Origin of the sequence: Phreatobacter stygius, from assembly GCF_005144885.1 — a bacterium.
Classification (GTDB): Bacteria; Pseudomonadota; Alphaproteobacteria; order Rhizobiales; family Phreatobacteraceae; genus Phreatobacter; species Phreatobacter stygius.
Genome location: NZ_CP039690.1, coordinates 6734563 through 6759030 on the forward strand (window position 1 = coordinate 6734563; position 24468 = coordinate 6759030).

A 24468-nucleotide genomic window follows, 5' to 3' on the forward strand; every position below is an offset into this window, starting at 1 on the left:
CTCGGGCGTATGGACCTTGGTCCATAGCTGGCGGACCTTCCCCGCAGCGTCCGCGCCGCTCCGCCCCGGATCATCGATCGCGCGCCGGCGCGTCCTTCATGCCGGCGGTCGCAGATCGACCACGGACCGGCTCATCGCACGAGCGCGGCGGTACGATCCAGTGCCGGGCCCAGGCCCTTCAGTGAAATCGTCAACACGCTCGGCTGGCCGCCTTCGGGCAGAACCCGCGCCTTCAAGGCCGTACCGGCCCTGAGCGCCACGGCCTGGCGCGCGTCGAAACTGACCGGAACCAGGCAGCCGGAAGGCAGGCAGGTGCGAAAACGCAGCGGCTGGCCCTGGGGCAGGTCGTCGATCTGCAGAACCACGCCCTGGTCCAGCACCAGCCCGAAAGGCAGCAGCAACAAGCCTTCGATGCGATCGCCGGCCGGCGTCATTTCCATGGCCAGGACGCGCTGGCGCGTCTGCTGATTGGTCTGCTCCTGGCTGAGCCCGCACCGTTTGGCATTGCCCTGGACGGCACAGCCGACGACCCAGTCGCCATGGCTCTCCTGGAGCGACGTTGCTCCGCCCGGCAATGACGGCGCCTGGGCGGCTACGGCGGCGGCAGCCGCCGGCGGCCGCGGCGCGGCGTCGGGCCGGGGCGTTTGCGCGAAGGCGGGCGTCGCCAGCATCACCAGCGCGGCCGCGGCCGGCAGAAGGCCGCGGGACCTGCGGAACGGCAGGGAAATTGTCATGGCTACCATCTTTCATATCCGGGGCCGCGCGCGCCGGAGGGCGAACGCGGGTCCCGCCTTGGTCAAAACTTCACGGATGCATTGGCGTTGACCCGCCAGCCGTCATGGCCGGGGCCGTCGCCGATCTGGCGCGCGCCCTCGAGCCCGAGATCGATCGCGCGCGGGGCCAGGGGCTGGCCGTTCGGCACCACCGTGGCGCGCACGCCGGCGCCGACATTGGTGGCGCCGACGGTTCGGCGTTCGACGATCGTCGGCCTGAGGTTGACCGCCTGGCCGCGCGCGACGAACAGATAGGGCACCATGGCGCCCTGCCCGGCCGGTCCGGGCGGGATCAAGGCGGAATATTGCAATTCGGCCCGGATGAGCCAGCCGCTGTCGCCGGCAAGCAGGCCGGAATCCAAAGCGCTGAGACTGCGCGGCCCGCCGAGCGTGAACCGCTCGCTGTTGAGCAGCGGCCCGGTCAGCGCATATTGCGCGCGGCCGCTGAGCTCCAGCGCGAAATTCCAGGCCAGCGCCTGGGTCAGCCTGGCGCGGAATTCCAGCTTGCTGAAGACGTCGTTGCCAAGCGCGCGGGAGATCGGCCGGTCAAGCGTCGCATCGGCGCGGCCGCGGCTGCCGAGCCAGTGGAACCCTTGCGAGAAATCGAAGCCGAGGCCGAGGCTGGTTCCGGTCGACGCGACGACATGGACGAGATCGGCGCCGATGCGGATCGGGCGCAGACGATCGTCATAGAGCGCGATGTCGAACAGCGGCGCGCGCTGCTGCTCGTCGGTCACCTCCAGGGCGGCGCGCAGGGTCAGGCTCGTCGTGCGGCTGCGGATCAGCGGATAGGCCAGCCGAAAAGCCAGGCGGCGCAGCGTGCTTTCGGTTTGAAGCACACCGGGGCCGTTGCGCGGATGGGTATCGGACAGGGTCGCCTCGGCGTTGAACGTCAGGCCATCCGCGCCAAGCGGCAGGATGATGCCGGCCGCCACCAGGCGCCGTGGCCCTTCGGACGCGAGCCAGCCGTTCGATGGCGACCCCGAAGCGGTGATATAGGCGAGTTCGCCCATGCCGGCGGCGGACTGAAAGGCGGCGGACAGCGTCGCCGATGTCGTTCCGAGCGACTTCGGCAGCGAATTGTCGATGCTCAGATCGGCCCCGAGCGGCCGGTGCTCGCCATCCAGAACCAGCTTCACCGCGCCGGTGGCCGAACCCGGTTCGAGCCGCGAGCGCAGCGCCAGGCCCGGCGTGTCGCCGGCGAGCAGCAGCTTGCGCTCGAAGACGGCAAGCGTCAGGCGGCGCACGCCGACGAGCCCGGCGGTGATCGTGTCGACCCGGCCACGGACGCGCGAGGACAGCCGGGAGCTGTCGATCGCCTCGACAAAACCTTCCACCACCCTGAGGCGCAGCGTGCCGCCATGGCGCGCGTCCTGGGGCGGAATGACCACCCGGGTCAGGAAGTAGCCGCGGCTGGCATAGAGCTGCTCGATCGCCGCTGCCGCGGCATAGACCGCGGCGATCGAGACCGTACGCCCCCGGAGCGTCGCCGTGATGGCGGCGGTGTCGGGCGCAAGGCCCGGATCGCCGCCTTCGACGACGACGGCGCCGACCCGTAGCGTCACGCCGGCGGCGCCCGGCGGCACCTGGCCGGCCGGCACCTCCGGCAACACCACGCCGGTGGGGCTGCGCTGGATATCGGGCGCAAGGCTGCGCGGCGTGACCTGGCTCGGCGACGGCGCTTGCGCGAAGCCGGGCACGGACATTCCAGCCCCGATCGCGACGGCGAGGAGCACACCACCCGTGCGCACCGCCAGCCGCCGTGCCGATGAAAGCCTGGACGTTCGTACGCGCGCCATTTCCAAAGACATGATCAAGGACAGGTCAGGCCTCCCGCCGGCTGCGGCCGGCAATTGACCCCGCCCTCCGGACCGGCGGCCGTCAGCCCGGCCAGCACCGCATCGCCCCCGGCGCCAACAGGCGAAGGCGGCGGCGCGGACAGCGTCGCGAGCTGACCGATCGCCACCGGTGCGGGGGTCGGCATGACCGTGAAGCGCCCCTGGATGAAATTCACCTGATAGTTCGAGGACAAGGCGAGCGAGCCGGCGAGGATCGCATAGGAGCCGATGCTCTCGCCCGCTTCGCGTGTCAGGCTGCCGGTCGGCTGATCGCCGTCGACCAGGCCCATGCCACCGACGAGATAGGCCAGTGCCGGATCCGCCTGGCCGAAACTCTTGGCCATATCGACGGCGGTGATGGTCACCGGCCGTGCCGTCACCGTCAGCGTGGCGCCGGTGAAGCTGGTGACCGTGTAATTGGCGCTCACCGTGCCCTGGCCGATGGCGTAGCCGCCGACGTTGGAGCCGGCTCCGGCGGCGGTCGTCAGGGCCCCGGCCAGGACATCGCCGTTGCCCAGGCCGGAACCGCCCACGGTAAAGGTCAGGCTCGGATTGGCATCGCCATAGATCCGGCTGAGGTCATGCGCCGTGATGGTGATCGGTCGCGCCGTGACCGTCAGGTTCGCGTCGGCATAGGTGACGGCATAATTGGCGTTGCCGAGCGACCCTTGCGTAATCGCATAGGCACCGACGCCGGAGGCGCCCGTCGCCCCGGTGGCGAGCGACCCGGCGAGCGTATCGCCGAACAGCAGCCCCGTCGCCGCATAGGTCAGCGCCGGATTGGCGTCGCCATAGATCCGGCTCGCGGCATTGGCGGTCACCGTGATGGCCCGCGGCGTGATCGTCAGATCGGCGCCGGCATAGCTGATCGCGTAATTGGCGTTGGCCAGCGTGCCCTGCGTGATGGCATGGCCGCCGACGCCCGATGTCGCCGTCGCGCCGGTGGCGAGCCCGCCGGCCAGCGTATCGCCGAACAGGAGCCCCGCCGCAGTATAGGTCAGCGCCGGATTGGCATCGCCATAGATGCGGCTCTTGGCGTCGGCCGCGACCGTGAGCGCCCGCGGCGTGACCGTCAGATTGGCGCCGGAATAGCTGATCGCATAATTGACGTTGGCCAGCGTGCTCCGCGTGATGGCGTAGCTGCCGACGCCCGAGGTCGCGGTCGCGCCGGTCGCCAGTGCGCCCGTCAGGCTGTCGCCGAACAGCAGGCCCGTCGCCTGATAGGTCAGCGCCGGATTGGCGTCGCCATAGACGCGGCTCGTGGCATCGGCAGCCACGGTGATGGCCCGCTGCATGACCGCCAGGCTGGCGCCGACATAGGTGATCGCGTAATTGCCGTTCGCCAGCGTTCCCTGCGTGATGCCATAGCTGCCGACGCTGGAGCTGGCGGTCGCGCTGGAGGTCAAGGCGCCGCCAAGGGTGTCGCCATTGACGAGGCTGCCTGACGTCACCTGGTAGCCGAAGGCGGGATTGGCATCGCCGTAGACACGGTTGGCCGCATCGGCGGTCACCGTCACCGCACGTTGGGTGACGGTGAGGCTGGCTCCGGTAAAGGCCGTGATCGTATAGTTCGGATTGGCGAGCGACCCTTGCGTGATCGCATAGGTACCGACCCCGGATGCCGCCGTCGCACCGGTCGCCAGCGCGCCGCTCAGGGTATCGCCGAACAAGAGACCTGGCGCCGCATAGGTCAGCGCCGGATTGGCGTCGCCATAGACACGGCCGACCGCATCGGCGGTGACCGCGATCGCACGCGGCGTGATGGTCAGGTCGGCGCTGGCATAGGTGATGCTGTAATTGGTGTTGCCCAGCGTCCCCTGGGTGATCCCGTAGATACCCACGCCGGAGGTTTGCGTCGCACCCGTCACGAGCGACCCGGTCAGCGTGTCGCCGAACAGCAATCCTGATGCGGCGTAGGTCAGCGCCGGATTGGCATCGCCATAGACGCGGTTCCTGGCTTCCGCCGCGACCGTGATCGCGCGCGGCGTTATGTCGAGATTGGCGCCGACATAGGTGATGGCATAATTGGCATTGCCGAGCGACCCCTGCGTGATCAGGTAGGAGCCGACGCCGCTGGTGTTGAGGGCGCCGGTCTCGAGCCCACCCGTCAGCGTATCGCCGTTCACCAGGCTGCCGCTGGTGAGGGCATAGGTCAGCGCTGGATTGGCATCGCCATAGATGCGGCTCTTGCCATCCGCCGTCACGGTGATGGCGCGCTGGGTGACCGTCAGCGTGCCGAGGCTGCTGAGGCTGATCGCATAACCCGCCGTCGACGTCAGCGTGCCCTGTGTGATCGAGATGGCGTAGCCCCCGCCGGCGCCGACCGACGCCCCGGTGCCGGCCGAGGTGAGAACCGGCGCGCCGGCGAAAACGGTCGCCGCGCTATCGGCGAGATAGGCGCCGCTGACGCCCGGATCGATGCCGGTCACCACATAGCGGCTGGCCAGCGCCGCCGCGCCATCGTCGCCATAAGCCTTGGTGCTGTCGATCGAGGTGAAGGTCAGGGTCGGCTGATGAGCGAAGATGTAGCGGTTGCCGGACTGGCCGACACTGCCGGGGGCAAGGGTTGCCGGCGTCTGGTTGAAGATGGCGGTCTGGCCGCTGTCGAGCCCGCCGAACGTGTTGCCCGACGGCGCGCTGGAATAGATCAGCCAGCGGCCCGAGGTGGCCGACACGGCATCCGAGCCGCGCAGGTTGGTGAAAGTGGTCCCGGCGGCCAGCACGGGCGAGGCGCCCGAAACCGTGGCATCCGCCGCAATCGTGATTGCGCCGCCCGCCGTCACCGACACCGTATCGTCCGCGCTGATGCCGGCGGTGATGAAACCGGCGCTGGCGATCCTGCCGATCGTCAGGTTGCCGCTATTGGCGAAGGTCAGCTTGCCGACATCGCCCGCCAGCGTACCGACCTGGTTTGCGGCATGGACCAGCGTGAACGTGCCGGCCCCGCCGAGCTGCAGATTGCTCGCGGCGATGGCCGTCGTCTGTGTGACGGTGCCATCGGATGTCAGGGCCAGCGTTCCCGTGAGCGACACTGCCTGGTCGACGACGAAAGCCGTGGCGGCCGCATCGATCCGCTGGTTGACGAACGTCATGCCGGCCGCAGGGGTCCCCGAGGTCGCGGCCGTATAGAGGCTGTTGACCGCCGACAGCGAGCCGATCGACGCGTCGGCGCCGACGATGCGCCAGCCATTCTGCAGATTGACGCCGGCGGTCGTGCCGCTGATGCCCATTTTCACCGTTGCGCTGTTCTGCGCGCCGGTTGCGGCATTCGCCGTCATGGAGACGACGGCATTGCCGGATAGCCCGTTGGCCGGCAGCAGAATGTAATAGTAGCCATTGGCCCCGGTCGTCGCAGTTCCGCTCAGGCCGCCGCCGCTCGCCAGCGCGACGCTGACGAAGCCGTTGGCGTCGGAACCGAAACCGGTCGTTCCATCGCTCCGATAGGCGGTGCCCGAGATCGCCTGGACGCCGCTGCCGTAGAAGCTCTTGAGATAGGGATAGAGCCCACCGGCCGCGCCGCCCCAGACGGCCGGATCGAAGCCGAACGCGGCGAGACCGCCGGTCTGGATCTGCGCCGTCGTCAACCCGGCCGCCCCGACCGTTCCGCCATCAACCTGGCCCGCCGCGGCGGTTTGGCCCGTCGTCCCCGTGTCAAAAAACGAAGCCGTGACCGATCCAAGGGACTGCAACCCGATCAACCCGCCGACCGTCGATTGTCCGATCACCGCGCCGGTCGCGAAGGCCTCCGACACCGCACCGGCGTTGGCGCCGACAAGCCCTCCCACATCAGCCACTCCGCGAACGCCGCCTGTGGCATAGCTCTGGCTGATCGTCCCGAACGACATACCGACGAGGCCGCCGACAAAGTCGACGCCCGACGCCGTGCCGGTGGCGAAGGAACGGCTAATCTGGCCGAGCGACCGCCCGACCAGGCCTCCGACAAAGGAAAACTGTGCGGTGCCATTCGCGGTCACCGTGCCTGTGGCGTAGCTGTCGCTGATGCTGCCCTCGCTATAACCGGCAAGGCCGCCAAGCATCGAGGCACCCGCAACCGAACCGCGCGCGGTGGACCTGGCGATCGTGCTCGCGCCGGCGGCGAAGCCGACCAGCCCTCCGACAGAGTCGACTCCCGTCACATTGGCGTAGGAATAGGTGTTCAGCACCGCGCCATTGGCCATGTAACCGATCAGCCCGCCGGTAAAGGCCCCGCCCGCCACAGCGCCGTTGACGATGCCGATGTCGCGGATCGTGCCGCCGTCGACATAGCCGAACAGCCCGACATTATTGCCGGCCACCGACATGCTGAAATTGCGGATCGTGTGGCCGAGACCGGTGAACTTGCCTGAGAAGGCCGTTCCGGCGTCGCGCCCCACCAGCGTCCGGCTGTAAGTGGCGCTGGTCAGATCCAGATTGTAGGCGAGCGCGAAATTGCCGCCGAGGCCGGTGCCATAAGCCGCGATGGCGGCGCCGTCATGGGCATATTGGCCGTCGATCTCGTCAAGCTGGAACCGCGAATAGGCAATGTAATATTTCGCGCCGTTGATCGTGAGGTATTGCCCCGTGATCTGATCGTAGATGGCGCCGAAACCGGGGGGCGGGATGAAGGCGCCGCCGGCAGCATTGTAGAACGACATGCTCGCGCTATTGCCGAAGCTGTAATCGCTGCCCGCGCCGTTCGACATGGACACCGAACCGGCGCCATACGTCGTGACATTGGCGTTGATCGCCAGCGCGCCGCCGGAATAGAGCGCGAGCGCGCTATTGTTCCTGAGGTCGATGGTCGCCGCGACGGTGAGCGGCGCGCCGTTCTGGGTCTTCACGAACAATTGCTGCCCGTTCAGGGTCTGCGCCACGTCGATGGTGAAGCTCGCGCCAGTGGCGAGATAGCCGCGGCCGGTCGTGCCGGCGAGCGCGGCAAGCGCCGTCGGGCTCGTCCCGGCGGCCCCGCTCGCATCGATCGTGCCGACCTGCGACAACAGCGTCGCCGAGGTCTGCGCGGTCAGGATCGAGCCATAGATGTTGAGACCGGTCATCAGGCCGGCCCCGGTCGCGACGGCGAGCGTCGCCGCGTTTTTCGCGCCCGATGTGTTGGCGCTGAGGTCGAGATTGGTGAAGGTGAGGACACGTGCGCCCGATGCCAGCGTCCCGACCGGCAGCAGCGTCGCATAATAGCCGTTGGCACCCGTCGTCACCCGGCCATATTCGATGCCCTCGATGACGGTCGCGACATAACCGTGGTTGTTCGCATAGATGGGTTGCGGGATGCCGGAAACCAGCGGGGTGAGGCCGAGATCCTTGTAGGCGGTGCCGGAGATCATCTCGGCGCCGTTGGGATAGAAGTTTGCCAGATAGGGCATGATGCCGCCGGCCCCGCCGGCAAAACCGGTTCGCGGCCCGCCGGTCAGGAATTGCGCAAGCGAGAGCCCCGGCGCGGCGATGGCGGTCCCTATCCCGACCGCCGCGCCGCGGCCGGTCGTCTCGGTGACGAAGAAGGCGTTGGTGACCGTCGGGCTGGCATTGGAGCCGATCAGGCCGCCGAGCGCGGTCGCGCTGGGGGTGGAGCCGACGGCACCTGTGGCAAAGGCCTGGTTGATCGTGGCTGTGGCGGCGTTGAAACCGACGAGGCCGCCGATGACCTCGCCGCCGATCACCGCGCCCGTCGCATAGACCTGGCTGAGCGCACCCTCGTTCCGGCCGACGAGGCCGCCGATATTGTTGCGGTCCCGCGCAGTGACGCCCGCATTGGAGAACGACTGGCTGATCGTGCCGGCATTGTAGCCGACGAGGCCGCCGGTGTTGAACGTTCCGTCGACCTTGCCATCGGCCCAGGCCCGCGTGATCGTGCCGCGGTTGAGGCCGGCGATGGCGCCCGTGTTTTCCTGCCCGCTGATGGTGACATTGCGCAGGCCGACATTGCTGATGACACCTGTCGTGCCGACATAACCGAACATGCCGACATAATTGGTCGGGATCTGCCGGACATTCAGGTTGTAGATGACATTGCCGAGCCCTTCGAACGTGCCGGTGAAGCCGTTGCCGCCGTTCTGGATGTTCGAATTGCTGTCCATGCCGAGGGCGACCATGCCGAGGCCGCCATTCCAGCTCGCCGTCGGTCCGCCGTCGATCGGCCGGGCCAGCGCGTAGCGGCCGCTCAGGTTGGAATTGATCGCCTGCAGCTCGCTGACGTCATAGATGAGCGTGTAGCTCTGCCCGTTGATCGACAGCGTCTGGCCGGTATGCGGCGTACCGATATAGTTCGTCCCGGCGCCGAAGGCGAAGGACAGCGTGCCGCCCGAGCCGCCCTGGTTGGTGTTGAAGGCAAGGCCGCCCGCGCCGGTGATGAACAGGTTCGCGTTGACCGCGATCGAGTGATAGGCGCTCAGCGTCAAGACCGATCCCGACGACCAGACGAGCGGGGCGGCAACCGTGATGTCACCGGCCTGCGACCCGCCCGAGCCCGTCGAGATGGTGACATTGGATAAGGCCAGCTGGTTCTGCAGCGTCCCGGCATTGATGACGCTGTTGTCGCCGGTGGCGGTGAAGCCGGACTGGTTCGAATCCGGATCGTTGGAGATCGTGACGTTATAGGGGTCGAGCAGCAGCGTGCCGAAGCGACCGTCCGCCGCGCGCAGGTCGGCGCTGCCGGTGAACGACAGCGTCGCCTTGCCGGACACCTCGGCAAAGCCGCCATCACCGCCCTGCCCGCCGCCCTGCGCGGAAATCGTGCCGGCAAAACGCGTCTGCTGGTCCGACCAGATGATCACCCGGCCGCCGTCGCCGCGTGCCGTGGCATCGGCGCGGATCACCGTGGCCGCATCCACCGAGACGGTCTCGGCCCGCTGAAGCGGGCCGCTGCCCTGGTAATCGCCGCCGATTCGAACCCGGCCGCCGCCGGTCGCGCCGGAGGCATCGAGCCGCGCGCCGGAAAGATCGATCGCCCGGCCGGTGACGGTGATCGCCCCGCCGGACTGGTTTGGGCTCGCCACGTTGACACGGCCGGTGACCGACACCCGTCCGCCGGCGCCGCCATCGACCACGACGCTGCCGGCCGGACGTGCGCTCGCCGGCCGGGTGGCCGCCGGCCGTTCGACCGATCGCCGGTCGGCGCCGGTCGATGCGCGGCGCGCCGCCTGGCTCGGCCGGTCCGGCGCCGGGGCGGCGGCAGGGCCGCCAAATCTCACGCCGGAACCGGTTTGCGCCACGCCGCTGGCCTCGATCGAGCCGCCGAGCTGGATCGCCGCACGGGCGACATCCGCGCTGGTCGCCGCGCGCACCTCGACCCGGCCGCCGCTGGCATTGATCCGGCCGACCTGCCGGATCAGGGCCCGGGCACGGTCCGGGTCGTTTGTCGGCACCGAGACCGTCAGGAAGCCGTCGCCCTCGACATCGACCGACACCCGTTCGCCGGAACCGAGGCCAACCCGTCCGCCATGGGCGCTGATCGAACCCTCATTGGTCACGCGCCCGCCGATCAGCACGGCGTCGCCGCCGCCTCGAACGCGAATCCGGCCCTGGTTGGTGACCTCGGCGGAACGGCCATTGCCGGCATAGCGCTGGCGGCCCGCCATGAAGTCGTCATTGGTGGTATCGAGCGTCGAGGCCGTGAAGCCCGCCGTGTCGACCGAGCCGGTCCGCGTGATCTGGATGCCGTTGGGATTGACCAGATAGACCTGCCCGTTCGCCCGGACCTGACCGGCAATCGTCGACGAGGTCGCGCCGGTGACCCGGTTCAATGTCGCCGACGAGCTGTTCGGCTGCTGGAACGACACCGTTCCGCCCTGGCCGACCGAGAACGCGTTCCAGTTGATGACCGCGCGCTGCGACGTCTGGTTGATGGTCAGGGCGCCGGCGCCCGCCGGACCGATCGTTGCCGATCCCGTGGCAACCCTGCCGCCGGTCGGCAAGGTCTGGCCATGCCCCGAACCGCCGGCCAGCGGCATCATGGCAGCGCAGAGGGCTGCAACGGAAACCGAATGGCGCAGCCATTTGCGGCTGTCCGAGACCAGTTCCATCGGCTCTGTCCGGGCAATAGAAAAACCTGCCGGCGGCGCGAGGTCGCGCCCGGTCCCATCAAGCCGCTGGCTCATCGCCGACCGCCTCGCCTCTGTCTTGCGGGCCTTGCGCCCGGATTGACCGAGGACATGACACCGCCGTCCGGCGGTTGTCTTCTCAACCAGCGCACGGGCCAGGGAAAATCTCTCGCGACTTCATTGAGTTGCGCGAACCGGCGCGGACCGTCCGGCCGGCGGTCGAGCGGAACCGGTATCCCAGGGCAAGAGGTCGGATGCCAAAGTCCGCCAGGCGATACTGGTCGCCGGCGATCGGGGCCGCTCCGGGCCGCCAGCACATATCAATCGCGCAGGCCCAATACTTCACGAAATATCAACGCTTGCGGAACACATAAAGAACAGATAGGGACTGTTCATGATCTGTTCGAGCGAGTCGGGCCGGTCAAAATCAGGGGCAAACACCCGATGCTGACACGCAAGCAACACGAACTTCTCCGCTTCATTCAAGAACGGCTGAAGGAAAGCGGCGTGCCACCCTCGTTCGACGAGATGAAAGAGGCGCTGGACCTGAAGTCCAAGTCCGGCATCCATCGCCTGATCACCGCGCTCGAGGAGCGTGGCTTCATCCGCCGCCTGCCGAACCGGGCGCGCGCGCTCGAGGTCATCAAGCAGCCCGAGCAGTCGGCAGGTCCCGGGCGGGCTCGCTTTGCGCCGAGCGTCATCGAAGGCTCGCTTGGCCGGGGACGTCCGGCCGACGACGACGCGGTCATGCCGGTGTCGGTGCCGATCATGGGCCGGATCGCCGCGGGCGTACCGCGCGAGGCGATCGAGAACCGCACCAGCACGATCTCCGTGCCGCCGGAAATGCTGACCCGCGGCGAACATTATGCCCTCGAGGTGCGTGGCGACTCGATGATCGAGGCAGGCATCCTGGAGGGCGACCTGGCGCTGGTCCGCAAGACCGATTCCGCCGAGACCGGCGATATCGTGGTCGCCCTGATCGACGACGAGGAAGCGACCTTGAAGCGGCTGCGCAAGCGCGGCACGTCGATCGCGCTCGAAGCCGCCAATCCGGCCTATGAGACCCGGGTTCTCGGACCGGACCGGGTGCGCATCCAAGGCAAGCTTGTCGGGCTGATCCGGCGTTATTGATCAGCGGTCCGGCTCGAATTCGTCCGGCGCGGGACCTTCCGCAGCCGGCTGCGGTGTGGCGGGGTCCGCTGCTGGCCCCGGCCGCCTGAGCAGCGGCACCGGCGCGCCCGCCGGACGCGGGCGAAACCACGGCCGCTGGCTTGCCGGATCGCGCCCGACCTCGATCCGATAGCCCCCCTCGGCGGCAAACAGCGTGATCGCGCCGGTCCAGGCAAGGCCGCGCAGGTTCAAAACCGTCGCCTTGCAGTCGGCCGGTGGGGGAAAACGCGTGACGACGAGGCGCGCCTCGCGGCAATCATCGGCGAGCGCCTCCGGATCCCGCGCATAAGCGACCCGGCCGCCGCCTTGCAGCGCCATCGCGCAACCGATCGCGTCGCAGATCACGCCGGCGATCAGCGACTGGTCGGAGGCCAGCCGCTGGTCGGCATCGGCCGCCAGCCAGCGTTGCAGCGCGAAACGGTTGGCGCGCGGCGACAGGGCCCGCAAGCGCCCGTCGGTGCCACGTGCCGCGACGGTCAGCCCCTCGGCATCGATCGCCATCAGCGGCCGCTCGCGCAGCGGCGCCACGGTGAGCCCGAGGACCGCCACGGGCACGCCAATGAGCCTGAGCGGCGTCGACAGCATGGCAAGGCAGATCAGCCCGATCGACAGAAGTCCCAGGGCGAGCGGTCCGAAGGTTGGAACCGCGACCTTGCCGCCGGGCCAGGACGCGACCCATTCGGCCACCCTGATGAACAGGTCGATGCTCATCCCGGCCAGCGCCCAGACCGGCCGGTCGAGCCCGAGCGGCCAGAGCAGCAGCGCGATGATCTCCAGCGGCATGGTGAGGAATTCGACGATCGGCGCACCGAGCAGGTTTCCCGGCACGCCATAGAGCTGGATCTGGTTGAAGTGATAGGCCGCATAGGGCGTGGTCGCGAGCGAGGCGACGAACGAGCTCATGGCGAGGCCGGCGACGCCGTTGCTGATCGCCAGCAGGGCGCGCCCGAAACCTCGCCTGTCGCCGGCATGGTGCTCGGCCCAGGGCCGCAGCATGGCGTAACCGGAGACCAGCGCCAGCGTCGCGGCGAACGACATCTGGAAGCTCGGCCCGAGCAGGCTTTCCGGCGCCAGCGTGAGCACCAGCAGCGCGGCCAGCGCCAAGGTCCTGAGCGTCAGCGCGCCGCGCCCCAGCATGACGCCGATCAGCACCACCGCGATCATGATCCAGGACCGCTGGGTGGCCACCTCGGCGCCGGAAATGACGAGATAGCAGGTCGAGACGACAAGGGCTGCGAACGCCGCCCAGGCCTTGACCGGCCGGTTCAGCGCCAATGACGGAATGAGCGCCAGCGAGCCGCGCACCGCGACGAACACCAGGGCCGCGACCAGAGCCATGTGAAAGCCGGAGATCGACAGGATGTGATAGGTGCCGGCCGCCCGCATCGCCTCGTTGAGCCCCTCGGGAATGCCGTCGCGCTTGCCGGTGACCAGGGCATCGGCCACCGCCCCGGCATGGCCCGGAATGGCCGCGCGGATACGCTCGCTGATGGCCGAACGAACCCGGTCGAGATGGGTCCTCAGTCGCACGCCGAGCGGCGCCTCGCCGAGCTCGATCCGCCTGACCTGGCCAATGACGAAGCCGCTGGCGCCGATGCCGTTGAAGAACGCGTCGCGGCCGAAATCATAAAGGCCGGGCCCGGGCGGATCCGCCGGCGGCCGAAGCCGGACCATCAGGCTGACCGCCGCGCCGGTCTGAACACCGGTCGCCACCCGGCTGGTGACCCGCACCCGCTGCAGCGGCTGGGCGAGCGCCGGCTCGGCGCGGACGATGCGCAGGGTCAGCCGGTCACCGTTCTCGCGCCGTTCGAAGACTTCGACCCATCCCGAAATGGTCACCGAGCCGGTCTCGGCGCCCAGCACCGGATGGGCCGCGATCGCGGTGCGAGCGGTCGCGGCGGCAAAGCCGGCGGCGACCGAGGCAAGCGCCGTGGCGACCAGGAAGGCCAGGCGCCGGTCCCTGAAGCGATAGGCAAGCAGCGCCAAGAGGGCCGTCGCCACGAAGGGCCCCCACAGGCTCGGCTCGTCGGCGGCCGAGAAATAGAGCAGGATTCCGGCGCCGTAGCCGACCGGCAGGAACAGGAAGGCCCGGCCGCGTTCCTGCTCCAGCGCCAGCCATCCGACGACCCGTTCTTTCAGGCCGTCGAACAGCGCGCCGAGACCGCCGGCAGCCGCCGGTCTCACGCCCTGCCCGATCGCCGCGGCGATTGCTTGCGCGCGCGCCCTCACGTCAGCCCCCTCGGCTGGTTGTTCGCCGCCTTCGCGCCGCCACAAAGGGCAGGCAATCGCGGTTCCCCAAACCGTGCCGGGCGTGCTACAGCCACGCCCCTCGCGATATCAAGACTATCGCGAGCCCGCGCACTCTGTCGTCCTCGGATGAATCATGACGGTCGTCTCCCGCTTCGCCCCCTCCCCGACCGGCTTCCTGCACATTGGCGGCGCCCGTACCGCGCTGTTCAATTGGCTTTATGCCAAGAAGACCGGCGGCAAGATGCTGCTGCGGATCGAGGATACCGACCGCCAGCGGTCGACCCAGGAGGCCATTGGCGCGATCCTGGACGGGCTGTCCTGGCTCGGCCTCGCCTGGGACGACCAGACGATCTACCAGTTCTCGCGCGCCGAGCGGCACGCGGCGGTGGCCCGTGAACTCCTGGCCGCCGGCAGGGCCTATCATTGCTACGCGACGCCGGAGGAGCTCGACGCCATGCGCGAGCTCGCCATGAAGGAAGGCCGGCCGCCGCGTTATGACGGCCGCTGGCGCGACCGTGATCCGTCCGAAGCGCCGGCCGGCGTCAAGCCGGTGATCCGCCTCAGGGCGCGCCAGGACGGCGAGACTGTCGTCAACGACCTCGTCCAGGGCCGCGTGGTGATCCCCAACAAGGATCTCGACGACCTGGTGCTGCTGCGTTCCGACGGCACGCCGACCTATATGCATGCCGTCGTCGTCGACGACCATGACATGGGCATCACCCATGTCATTCGCGGCGTCGACCACCTGACGAATGCCGCCCGCCAGACCCAGATCTACGAGGCGCTGGGCTGGCACGTCCCGGCCATGGCCCATATCCCGCTGATCCACGGGCCTGATGGGGCGAAACTGTCGAAGCGGCACGGCGCGCTCGGCGTCGACGCCTATCGGGCCATGGGCTATTTGCCGGAGGCGCTGCGCAATTACCTGGTGCGGCTCGGCTGGAGCCATGGCGACCAGGAGATCTTCTCGACCGAAGAGATGATCGAGGCCTTCGACCTGTCGTCGGTTGGCCGGTCGGCGGCGCGCTTCGACTTCGCCAAGCTCGAAGCGACCAACGGCCACTATATCCGCAACGCCGACGATGCCAGGCTGATGCAGGCGATCGACGACGTCCTGCCCCATATCCCGCAGGGCGCCGAGATCGCCGCGAGCCTGACGCCGGCGGCCCGCGCGCAGCTCCTGAAAGCCATGCCCGGCCTGAAGGAGCGCGCCAAGACCGTGCTCGAGCTGATCGACGGCGCGGCCTTCATCACCGCCAGGCGGCCGCTGCCGATGGAAGACAAGGCGGCGGCGATCCTCACCGGCGACGCGCGCGCCCATCTCGCGGCGATCCACCAGCGGCTCGCCGCCCTGCCGGAATGGTCGGCCCAGGCGGCGGATGCGGCGGTGCGCGCAGAGGTCGATGCCAAAGGTGTGAAGCTCGGCGCACTGGCCCAGCCGTTGCGCGTGGCGCTCACCGGACGTACCACGTCACCTGGGATTTTCGACGTGCTCGATGTGCTCGGCCGCGACGAAAGCCTGGCCCGGATCGCGGATCAAGCGATCGGCTGATCCGGACCTCCTGGCACGCGCCAAAACGCCGGTCTTATACCTGCGTCGTAGGTAGTTCTCACGCGGGGGACCGGCGCTTGCCGGCCTTTCAAAAAGGGGCTATCGGATCGGGCATAGCCCGTCGGCTGGCCGGACTTGGTCATTTCGCGCGTGCACACCATAATCGTTGTGGAAATTCAAGAGGTTGCCCATGTCCGCCAGCGCTAAGTCGGCCACATTGACCTTCGGCGACAAGACGGTGCAGTTCCCGGTTTCCGACGGAACGATCGGCCCTTCGACGGTCGATATCGCCAAGCTTTATGCCCAGACCGGCATGTTCACCTACGATCCCGGCTTCACCTCGACCGCAAGCTGCGAGAGCCAGATCACCTATATCGACGGCGACGAGGGCGTCCTGCTCTATCGCGGCTACCCGATCGAGCAGCTCGCCGAGCACGGCGACTTCCTCGAATCCTGCTATCTGCTGCTCTACGGGGAGTTGCCGACGGCTGCCCAGAAGGCCGATTTCGACTATCGCGTCACGCGCCACACCATGGTGCACGACCAGATGTCGCGCTTCTTCCAGGGCTTCCGGCGCGACGCCCATCCGATGGCCGTGATGGTCGCCGCCGTCGGCGCGCTGTCGGCCTTCTATCATGACTCGCTCGACATCGCCGATCCGCACCAGCGCATGGTGTCGTCGATCCGCCTGATCGCCAAGCTGCCGACCCTGTCGGCCATGGCCTATAAATACACGATCGGCCAGCCCTTCGTGTATCCGCAGAACAATCTCGACTACTCGTCGAACTTCCTGAACATGTGCTTCGCCGTGCCGGCCGAGGACTACAAGCCGAACCCGGTGCTCGCCCGCGCCATGGATCGCATCTTCATCCTGCATGCCGATCATGAGCAGAACGCATCGACCTCGACCGTGCGCCTTGCCGGCTCGTCGGGCGCCAATCCCTTCGCCTGTATCGCGGCCGGCATTGCCTGCCTCTGGGGCCCCGCCCATGGCGGCGCCAACGAAGCCGCGCTGAAGATGCTCGGCGAGATCGGCCATGTCGACAACATCCCGAAATTCATCGCCAAGGCCAAGGACAAGAACGATCCGTTCCGCCTGATGGGCTTCGGCCACCGGGTCTACAAGAACTATGACCCGCGCGCCAAGATCATGCAGAAGACCTGCCATGAGGTGCTCAGCGAACTCGGCATCAAGGACGACCCGCTGTTGGACGTCGCGATCGAGCTCGAGCGCATCGCCCTGCATGACGACTATTTCATCGAGAAGAAGCTCTATCCGAATATCGACTTCTATTCGGGCATCACGCTGAAGGCGATGGGCTTCCCGACCACCATGTTCACCGTGCTGTTCGCGCTCGCCCGCACCGCCGGCTGGATCGCCCAGTGGAAAGAAATGATCGAGGATCCCGAGCAGAAGATCGGCCGGCCGCGCCAGCTCTATACCGGCGCCTCGCGCCGCGACTTCGTGCCGATCTCCCGGCGGAAGTGACCTTGAGCCGACTAAGCATGGCATTGAACGGGGCGCTTCGGGCGCCCCGTTTTCATTTCGAGGCGATCAGGCTCCAAGAATGTCTCAGGCCGCGGCGCGTCCCGCGCCGGCCGGCCGCCTGGCCTCGATCGTCTCGAGCACGACCTTGGCTGCCCTCAGACTGGGGTCCTCGCCGTCAAAAGCCATGATGGCGTCGAGCCTTGCAAAGGCGTCGAGCTGGCTCCGGCGCTCCGGCGTGTCGGCGATGACTGCGGCCAGCGCCGGCGCGACGGTTTCGACCGAGCCGTATTCCTGCAGGAACTCCGGCACGACGCTCTCGCCGAGCACCAGATTGGCCAGCACCGCGGTCTCCGCCGTGATCAGCCGGCGTGCGATCTGCGCCTCGAGCCACCCCGTGCGATAGGCCACCACCTGGGGAATGCCGGCCACCGCCAGCTCCAGCGTGACGGTGCCCGAACAGGCGAGCGCCGCGCGCGCGGTGCGGAAGGCCTCGAACTTCTCGGCCTCGGTATCGACGACACGTGGCTTGACCGGCCAGTCGGCAATGGTCTGGTCGATCAATCCGCGCAGATGCGGCACCGCCGGCAGCACCAGGTCCATCGGCCCGAGCATGTCCTGGACCTTCGCCAGGGTGCCGGCGAAGAGCGGCGACAGGCGCTGGATTTCCAGCCGCCGGCTGCCGGGCAGCACCAGCACGCGCGGCGGGGCTGCCGTGCGGCGCGCCTGTTCGGCGGCGTTTGGCCTGATATCGGCAATACGCTCGGAAATCGGGTGGCCGACATAGGTGGTCGGCGGACCGCCGAGCCTGGCGTGGATCGCCGGCTCGAACGGCAGCAGCGCCAGGAGATGATCGACATAGGCGCGCATCTCCTTGGCGCGCCGCGGCCGCCAGGCCCAGACCGTCGGGGAGACATAGAAGACGGTCGGAATATCCGGCCGGATCTTGCGGATGGCCCGGCCGACCCGCCGGTTGAACCCCGGACAATCGATCAGCACCAGGACGTCGGGCGGGTTGGCATTCAAGGCTTCGACGGTCTCGCGCACCCGGCGCAGGATGGTCGGGATATGCGCGATGATCGAGGTGATGCCGAACAGGGCGATCTCCGACATCGGAAAGCGCGAGGCAAGCCCGCGGGTGGCCATGCGCGGGCCGCCGACGCCGCGAAAGCGGGCGCCGCCCGGTGTCAGCTTCGACAGGGCATCCATCAGCTGGGCGCCAAGCTGGTCGCCGGATTCCTCGCCGGCGATCACGAAGACATCGAGCGGGCGGGACGTCTCAGCCATGGGCGCGCTCTTCGGCGTCGACACCGACCACGAACAGGTCGTGCTTGTCGGCGAGCCGGACGATCTCCTGGGGTTCGACCATCAGCGTCGAACCGGCGACCACGGCAATGCCGCGCAGGCCCGCCGCCGCGGCCTTCTCGACGGTTGCCGGACCAATGGCCGGCATGTCGATGCGGTGATCCTGATTGGGTTTCGGCGCCTTGACCAGGATGCCGCTATTGCCGGTCCATTTCAGCCGGCCCGAGGCGCGCATCGCGGCGCAGCGCTCGAGCATGCCGTCGGTGCCCTCCGCGCCCTCCACCGCCACGACGCGTTTCGCGCCGATGATCATGCCCTGGCCGACATCGTAGGGACCGAGCGCGCGGATCGCCGCCAGGGCCTGGCTGATATCGACGAGGTCCTGGTGGTTCGGCACCCGCCGCGCCAGCGGCCCGACCGGCATCAGCAGCTCGGGCGCAACCTCTTGTGCCGCCAGCAGCCGAAAGCCCTGGCGTTCGAACAGGCCGGCGACGCCGCGCAGCAGATGGTCGTCGCCGCCACGATAGAGCTTCAGCATCTCCGGCAGGATGCGCAGCGCGCCGATATCCGGTACGGTGGTCCAGAGGTTGGGACGCACCAGCGAGCCGATGAAGACGAGGTCGCGGCAGCCGGCGCGCCGCGCGGCCCGGAGCATGGCGCCGAACCGGCCGATGCCGACCCAGGCATGCGGGTAGGCCTCCATCTCCGGCCCGGCTATGTCTTTGAGCAGAATACCGAAAACCGGCCGGCCCTGGCTGGTTGCGGCCTTGGCCAAGGCCAGCGGAAACCGGCCGGCGCCGGCAATGATGCCGAGCGGCGCAGCCGTTCCGGCCGGCCCGGTGGCGCCGGCAGGCAGATCGTTGGTTTCGGTTTGCGGCATCGTCGTCACGCCAACCGGTTCACGTCTTGTCGCCAAAGGCCGGGCCGTCAGTCATCGGCCCCGACCACCCGCGTCTTCTTCGGCGCCGCCATCATGACCGAGCGCCGGCCGCCAGCCTCGATGAAGCCGATCAGGCGACCGGCGGCGGGGTGATCGCGATAGGTCGCGGTGGCCTCGGCCAGCCGGTCGGCAAAGGTGCCGGGCCCATAGAACAGGGTCTCGTAGCAGGCGCGCACCATCTTCACGTCGTCGCGCGAATAGCCGCGACGCTTCATGCCGACCACGTTGAGCCCGATCAGCTCGCCGGATACGCCATTGGCGCCGAAGGCCATGCCGAAGGGAATGACGTCGTCCTTGGCGCCGGTCAGGCCACCGACCATGGCGAAATCACCGATCCGGGTGAACTGGTGCACCGCGCAAAGGCCGCCGAGAAAGACGAAATCGCCGACGCTGACATGGCCGCCGAGCGTCGCCGCATTGGCGAAGACGACATTGTTGCCAACCCGGCAATCATGCGCGACATGGGCATAGGCCATCAGGAAGCAATGGTCGCCGATGCTGGTCAGGCCGGTCTTGGGCGTGCCGCGATTGATCGTCACGCTTTCGCGGATGATGCAATTTTCGCCGATCGTCAGGCGGGTCGGCTCGCCCTTGTAGGACAGGTCCTGCGGCGGCCCGCCGATCGCCGCGAAAGGATGGATCTGGCAGCCCGCGCCAATGCTGGTGTGGCCGGAGACATTGACATGGGCATGCAGCGTCACGCCGTCGCCGAGCTCGACATCCGGTCCGACGACACAGAACGGGCCGATCGTCACCCCCGTCCCGATCCGGGCCGTCGGCGCGACATGCGCCAGCGGGTCGACGATGACAGGCTTATCGGTCATGGGGGTGCTCAAGCGTCGGCCAGCATGGCGGACAATTCGGCTTCCGCGACCAGCTTGCCCTCGACGAAGGCCTCGCCGCGATAGAACCAGATGTTCCGCTTCTTGGCGAATTTGGTCATGTGATATTCGACGACGTCGCCGGGGATCACCGGTTTGCGGAACTTGACCTTGTCGATGGTCATGAAGAAGACGAGCTTGCCGGCGCCGCCGCCCTGGGTCAGCAAGGCCAGGACCCCGCCGGTCTGCGCCATGCCTTCGATCATCAGCACGCCGGGCATGATCGGGTTGCCCGGAAAATGGCCCATGAACTGCGGCTCGTTGGCGCTGACATTCTTGATGCCGATGCCGAATTCGTCGCCGCGGATCTTGATGACCTTGTCGATCAAGAGAAACGGATAGCGGTGCGGCAGCACGCTCATCAGCTTCTGGATACCGGCAGAATCAATGCTGGTCGTGTCGTTCATCGCCTGAAACCTCGGCTTTCCAAGCCCGTCAATCTGTCTGCTTGGCGCGCGAGAGCCGCTCCAGGGTGGCGATCTCACGGAACCAGTCCTTGACCGGTTTTGCCGGCCTGCCGCCCCAGCGCGCGCCCGCGGGCACGTCGTCCTTGACCACCGATGTCGCGGCGATCTGCGCGCCCGAGCCGATCACCGCGTGGTTGTTGACCCCGACCTGCCCGCCCAGCATGACGAAATCTCCGAGCGTCGCCGATCCGGAAATCCCGACCTGGCTGACGATGATGCAATGCCGTCCGATGGCGACGTTGTGCGCGATCTGCACGAGATTGTCGATCTTGGTGCCTTCGCCGATCACCGTGTCGCGGATATGGCCGCGATCAATGGTCGAATTGGCGCCGATCTCGACATCATCCTGCACGATGACCCGGCCGATCTGCGGGATCTTGGTGTGGCCGCTCGCGCCCGGCTGAAAACCGAAGCCGTCCTGGCCGATCCGCACCCCGGCATGCAGGATCACCCGATTGCCGATCAGCGCGTGGACCACCGAAGCGCCCGGCCCGACCGCGCCGTCGCGGCCGATGCGCACGCCGGGGCCGATGATCGCGCTGGCCGCGATGATCGTTCCCGTCCCGACTTCCGCGCCGGGGCCGATGACCGCGCCGGGATCGACAATGACGCCGGCTTCGAGCTTGGCGGTCGGATGAATGATGGCGCCCGGCGAAATGCCTTGGGCACCGAACATCGATTGCGGCCGGAGCGCCGCCGGGAACATCTTGCGGGTCACCGAAACGAAGGCGGCATGCGGATAACCGACGACGATCGCGACCGTGCTCGCCGGCACCTTGTCGCGATGCCGTTCGGTGACCAGGCAGGCAGCCGCCCGGGTCGCCGCCAGTTGATCGGCATATTTCGGATTGTCGAGAAAGGTCAGGTCGGCCGGGCCGGCATCGGCCAGCGCGGCAACGCCGTCGAGCCGTCGGTCGGCGCCGGCCGGCCCGAGCTGGGCTTTCAGAAAAGCCGCGACCGAGGCGACGGTCATCGCCTCGGTCGGAGTGAAGAAAATCGGGTCCGTCATGATCAGCCTGCTTGCGATCTCCCCGCCCCGTCTGCACGGGACGCGGTGGATCAGAAGCGCGTGCCGCCCGAGAAGCGGAAGAATTGGGTGCGGTCCCACTGGGCCTTCGACAGCACGAAGGAATAGTCGAAGCGGATCGGGCCGAAGGGCGAGTTCCACAACAGGCCGACACCGACCGAGGAACGGACGACGTGATCGGCCGAGCTGCGACCGGACGGGTCGTTCAGATTGACCGGCAGGACGCCGCCGCCCGTCTGCAGCCCGGTGACGCTGTTGTAACCCCAGACCGCGCCGGCATCGGCATAAAGCGCGCCGCGCATGCCGAAGTCTTTCGGCAGGAAGGTGATCGGGAAGGTGACCTCGGCCGAAGCGCCCCAATAGGAGGTGCCGCCAACCGCGTCGGGCAGGCGTCCCGCCATGCCGGCAGTCGCGAAGTCGCGCGGACCGATGCCCGCGGTCTGGAAGCCGCGCACCAGTTCCGGTCCCATGAAGAACTGGTCGATCGAGTCGAGCTTGCCGCCATTCGGCTTGGTCGAGCCCCAGCCGAAGATGTTGCCGGCCTGGCCGCGCAGCATCAGGATCCAGTCATTGGTCAGGTCGTGATAGTAGCGCAGCTCGCCGGTGGTCCGGACGAACTTGGCATCGCCGCCGATGCCGGCGACATCCTGCCTGAGTTCGGCGAAGACGCCCTGGCTCGGGTTGATGGCGCGATCGAGGTTCGAATAGATCAGCGAATAACCGAGCATCGAGATGAAGCGGCTCCGGCCGTCAATCGCGCGCAAGGCAGCCGAGGCTTCGCCATCGTCCAAGCAGCCGAACAGCGCGGCGCCGCCGGGATTGGTCAGTGATGGAACACCACCGACATTGTAGAGTGGCCCGTTGTCAACCGCGCCGGCAGGAATCGACGGGTCGCCCTGCTGGAAATTCTGGACCGTCCCGTTCGCCAGCGTGTACTGACGCAGATTACCGTTATAACCCGTGTAGCAGTTGGTCAGGTCCTGCCGCAGCGTGATCCGCTGCGACATGGCGGTATAGCGCGCCTGGATGGCGAAGTTCTCGGTGATCGGAACGCCGAGCCTGAGCGTGCCGCCATAAGAGGTCGAGGCATAGGACTGGTAGTTCGACACCGAGGTGTGCCGCCAGAACAGGTCGAAACCGCCCGACAGCCGGTAGTCCAGCAGATAGGGTTCGGTGAACGAGAAGTTCAGGCCCTGGGTGCGCTGGCCGAAGGTGCCGCCGAGACGGACGAACTGGCCGCGGCCGAGGAAGTTGCGCTCTTCGACCGAGGCTTCGGCGATGAAGCCGTCCGAGGTCGAGTAGCCGCCCGAGATCGAGAACTGGCCGGTCGGCTGATCCTCGACATCGACATTGACGATGACGCGGTCGGCGGCCGAACCCGGCTCGGTGGTGATCTTGACGTTCTTGAAGAAGCCGAGGTTCTTCAGGCGCCGCTCGGCGCGGTCGACCAGAACGCGATTATAGGCATCGCCTTCGGCCATATCGAATTCGCGCCGCACGACCCGGTCCTGGGTGCGCGTATTGCCGCGGATATTGATCCGCTCGACATAGACGCGCGGGCCTTCCTCGACGACATAGACGAGATTGACGGTCAGCGTCGACGGATCGCGCTCGCCGCGCGGCCGCACCTGGGCGAAGGCATAACCACGCCGGGCGACTTCGAGGGTCACGTCCTCGAGCGACTTGTCGACCAGCTCGACATTGTAGACGCCGCCGGGCGACGTGCGGACGATGCGACGCAGCACGGCGCCGTCGACGTCGCGGATGTTGGACTGCACGTCGACCGTGCCGATCCGGTACTGCGGACCTTCCTCGATCTCGATGGTCACGGTGAAGGCATTGGCGGCGCGATCGAAATCGGCACGCGCCGACACCACGCGCATGTCGACATAACCGCTGCGCAGATAGAGCCGGCGCAGCGCTTCCTGGTCGGCATTGAGCCGGTCGGCGTCATAGACGTCGTTCGACCGGAGCCAGGAGAACAGGCCGGTCTCGCCGGTCGACATGACGTCGAGCAGCCGCTGGCGGCCGAAATTGTTGTTGCCGACGAAATTGATCGCGCGGACCGAGGCCTTCTTGCCTTCGTTGATCTCGAAGACCAGGTCCATGCGGCCGTTCGGCTGCTGAATGGTCTTCGGCACGATCTCCACGTCGTAGCGGCCGGTGCGGCGATAGACGTCGTAGAGGCGCTGCACGTCCGACTGCACGGTGGCGCGCGAAAACGTGCCGCGCGGCCTGGACTCGATCTCGTTGGTCAGCTGCTCGGTCTTCAGGCGCCGGTTGCCTTCGAACACCACCCGGTTGATGACGTCGTTCTCGACCACGGTGACCACGAGACGGCCGCCCTGACGGCTGACGCGCACGTCGCGGAACAGCCCGGTGGCGTACATGGCCTTGATGGCCTCGTCGACACGGGCCGCCGAGAGCGGCTCACCCGGGCCGGTGGAGAAGTAGGACCGGACCGTATCGGCCTCGATCCGCCGGTTACCCTGAACGACGATGGAACTCGCCGACTGCGCATTGACCCCTGTCGAGAGAGCGGTGCTTGCCAATGTGGCTGCTGCCACACCCGACGTCACTACCGTCCCTGCGATCACGACCGTTCGGACCGTCCGAGCGAAAAAAGTCATGAACCACGCGCCTGTCTGTTCAATTTGTCGTTTCCGCGCGAACGCGAACCACCCACGGAATCCCCCGGAGCGGGTTGCTTGTAGCCGGTTTCACGGACAGTGCAAACCGCACCAGAAAC

Annotated in this window: 13 protein-coding genes; 3 read left to right on the plus strand and 10 right to left on the minus strand. The window is 67.7% G+C overall.

The features are described 5' to 3' along the window. Positions 1–131: 131 nt before the first annotated feature. The 3 genes from E8M01_RS31830 to E8M01_RS31840 all read right to left on the minus strand — a co-directional run bounded on the left by E8M01_RS31830 (position 132) and on the right by E8M01_RS31840 (position 10623). A complete protein-coding gene (locus E8M01_RS31830) occupies positions 132–734 on the minus strand; it encodes an invasion associated locus B family protein (protein WP_246088507.1) in 603 nt (200 codons plus the stop codon). Positions 735–796: 62 nt separating this feature from the next. Then, positions 797–2584 (minus strand): ShlB/FhaC/HecB family hemolysin secretion/activation protein, encoded by a 1788-nt coding sequence (locus tag E8M01_RS31835; RefSeq protein ID WP_246088876.1) that lies wholly within the window; start codon positions 2582–2584, stop codon positions 797–799. A gap of 2 nt (positions 2585–2586) precedes the next feature. Beyond that, entirely contained in the window at positions 2587–10623 is an 8037-nt protein-coding gene (locus tag E8M01_RS31840; protein WP_170182160.1) for an MBG domain-containing protein, read from the minus strand. Positions 10624–11085: 462 nt separating this feature from the next. On the opposite strand from E8M01_RS31840, the gene lexA reads away from it, so the two are divergent. Then, positions 11086–11772, plus strand: a complete 687-nt coding sequence (gene lexA, locus E8M01_RS31845; RefSeq protein WP_136963838.1) for a transcriptional repressor LexA — start codon at positions 11086–11088, stop codon at positions 11770–11772. Here the strand turns inward: lexA and E8M01_RS31850 are convergent, their stop codons facing one another. Beyond that, positions 11773–14040, minus strand: coding sequence for a ComEC/Rec2 family competence protein (locus E8M01_RS31850; RefSeq protein ID WP_136963839.1), 2268 nt, complete (start codon positions 14038–14040; stop codon positions 11773–11775). 154 nt (positions 14041–14194) lie between these two features. Between E8M01_RS31850 and gltX the strand changes: the two genes are divergently transcribed. Together gltX and gltA are read left to right on the plus strand one after the other, a co-directional pair. Continuing rightward, positions 14195–15613, plus strand: a complete 1419-nt coding sequence (gltX, locus tag E8M01_RS31855) for a glutamate--tRNA ligase (protein WP_136963840.1) — start codon at positions 14195–14197, stop codon at positions 15611–15613. Positions 15614–15803: 190 nt separating this feature from the next. Beyond that, complete coding sequence (gltA, locus tag E8M01_RS31860) at positions 15804–17102, plus strand: citrate synthase (RefSeq protein ID WP_136963841.1); 1299 nt, start codon at positions 15804–15806, stop codon at positions 17100–17102. An 84-nt stretch (positions 17103–17186) separates the two neighbouring features. Here the strand turns inward: gltA and lpxB are convergent, their stop codons facing one another. Genes lpxB through bamA form a run of 6 tightly spaced genes read right to left on the minus strand, consistent with a single transcriptional unit; the run spans position 17187 to position 24271 of the window. Next, a complete protein-coding gene (gene lpxB / locus E8M01_RS31865; RefSeq protein WP_136963842.1) occupies positions 17187–18386 on the minus strand; it encodes a lipid-A-disaccharide synthase in 1200 nt (399 codons plus the stop codon). After that, complete coding sequence (locus E8M01_RS31870) at positions 18379–19284, minus strand: LpxI family protein (RefSeq protein ID WP_136963843.1); 906 nt, start codon at positions 19282–19284, stop codon at positions 18379–18381. The genes lpxB and E8M01_RS31870 overlap by 8 nt, the downstream gene beginning before the upstream one ends. A gap of 47 nt (positions 19285–19331) precedes the next feature. Continuing rightward, positions 19332–20168: an acyl-ACP--UDP-N-acetylglucosamine O-acyltransferase gene (gene lpxA / locus E8M01_RS31875; protein ID WP_136963844.1), complete on the minus strand. Its 837-nt coding sequence runs from the start codon at positions 20166–20168 to the stop codon at positions 19332–19334. 8 nt (positions 20169–20176) lie between these two features. Next, on the minus strand, positions 20177–20632 hold the full coding sequence (gene fabZ / locus E8M01_RS31880; protein ID WP_136963845.1) for a 3-hydroxyacyl-ACP dehydratase FabZ: 456 nt from the start codon (positions 20630–20632) through the stop codon (positions 20177–20179). Between the two features lie 28 nt (positions 20633–20660). Next, complete coding sequence (lpxD, locus tag E8M01_RS31885; RefSeq protein WP_136963846.1) at positions 20661–21701, minus strand: UDP-3-O-(3-hydroxymyristoyl)glucosamine N-acyltransferase; 1041 nt, start codon at positions 21699–21701, stop codon at positions 20661–20663. Between the two features lie 50 nt (positions 21702–21751). Next, complete coding sequence (gene bamA / locus E8M01_RS31890; protein ID WP_342778648.1) at positions 21752–24271, minus strand: outer membrane protein assembly factor BamA; 2520 nt, start codon at positions 24269–24271, stop codon at positions 21752–21754. Positions 24272–24468: the final 197 nt, after the last annotated feature.

Bases quoted from the DNA above. Each gene is read 5' to 3' on its own strand.
- lpxD (WP_136963846.1), bottom strand. From the start codon at position 21,701: ATGACGGACCCGATTTTCTTCACTCCGACCGAGGCGATGACCGTCGCC.
- lpxA (WP_136963844.1), bottom strand. From the start codon at position 20,168: ATGACCGATAAGCCTGTCATCGTCGACCCGCTGGCGCATGTCGCGCCG.
- gltA (WP_136963841.1), top strand. From the start codon at position 15,804: ATGTCCGCCAGCGCTAAGTCGGCCACATTGACCTTCGGCGACAAGACG.
- E8M01_RS31835 (WP_246088876.1), bottom strand. From the start codon at position 2,584: ATGTCTTTGGAAATGGCGCGCGTACGAACGTCCAGGCTTTCATCGGCA.
- lpxB (WP_136963842.1), bottom strand. From the start codon at position 18,386: ATGGCTGAGACGTCCCGCCCGCTCGATGTCTTCGTGATCGCCGGCGAG.
- E8M01_RS31830 (WP_246088507.1), bottom strand. From the start codon at position 734: ATGACAATTTCCCTGCCGTTCCGCAGGTCCCGCGGCCTTCTGCCGGCC.
- gltX (WP_136963840.1), top strand. From the start codon at position 14,195: ATGACGGTCGTCTCCCGCTTCGCCCCCTCCCCGACCGGCTTCCTGCAC.
- lexA (WP_136963838.1), top strand. From the start codon at position 11,086: ATGCTGACACGCAAGCAACACGAACTTCTCCGCTTCATTCAAGAACGG.
- E8M01_RS31840 (WP_170182160.1), bottom strand. From the start codon at position 10,623: ATGGAACTGGTCTCGGACAGCCGCAAATGGCTGCGCCATTCGGTTTCC.
- fabZ (WP_136963845.1), bottom strand. From the start codon at position 20,632: ATGAACGACACGACCAGCATTGATTCTGCCGGTATCCAGAAGCTGATG.
- E8M01_RS31870 (WP_136963843.1), bottom strand. From the start codon at position 19,284: ATGCCGCAAACCGAAACCAACGATCTGCCTGCCGGCGCCACCGGGCCG.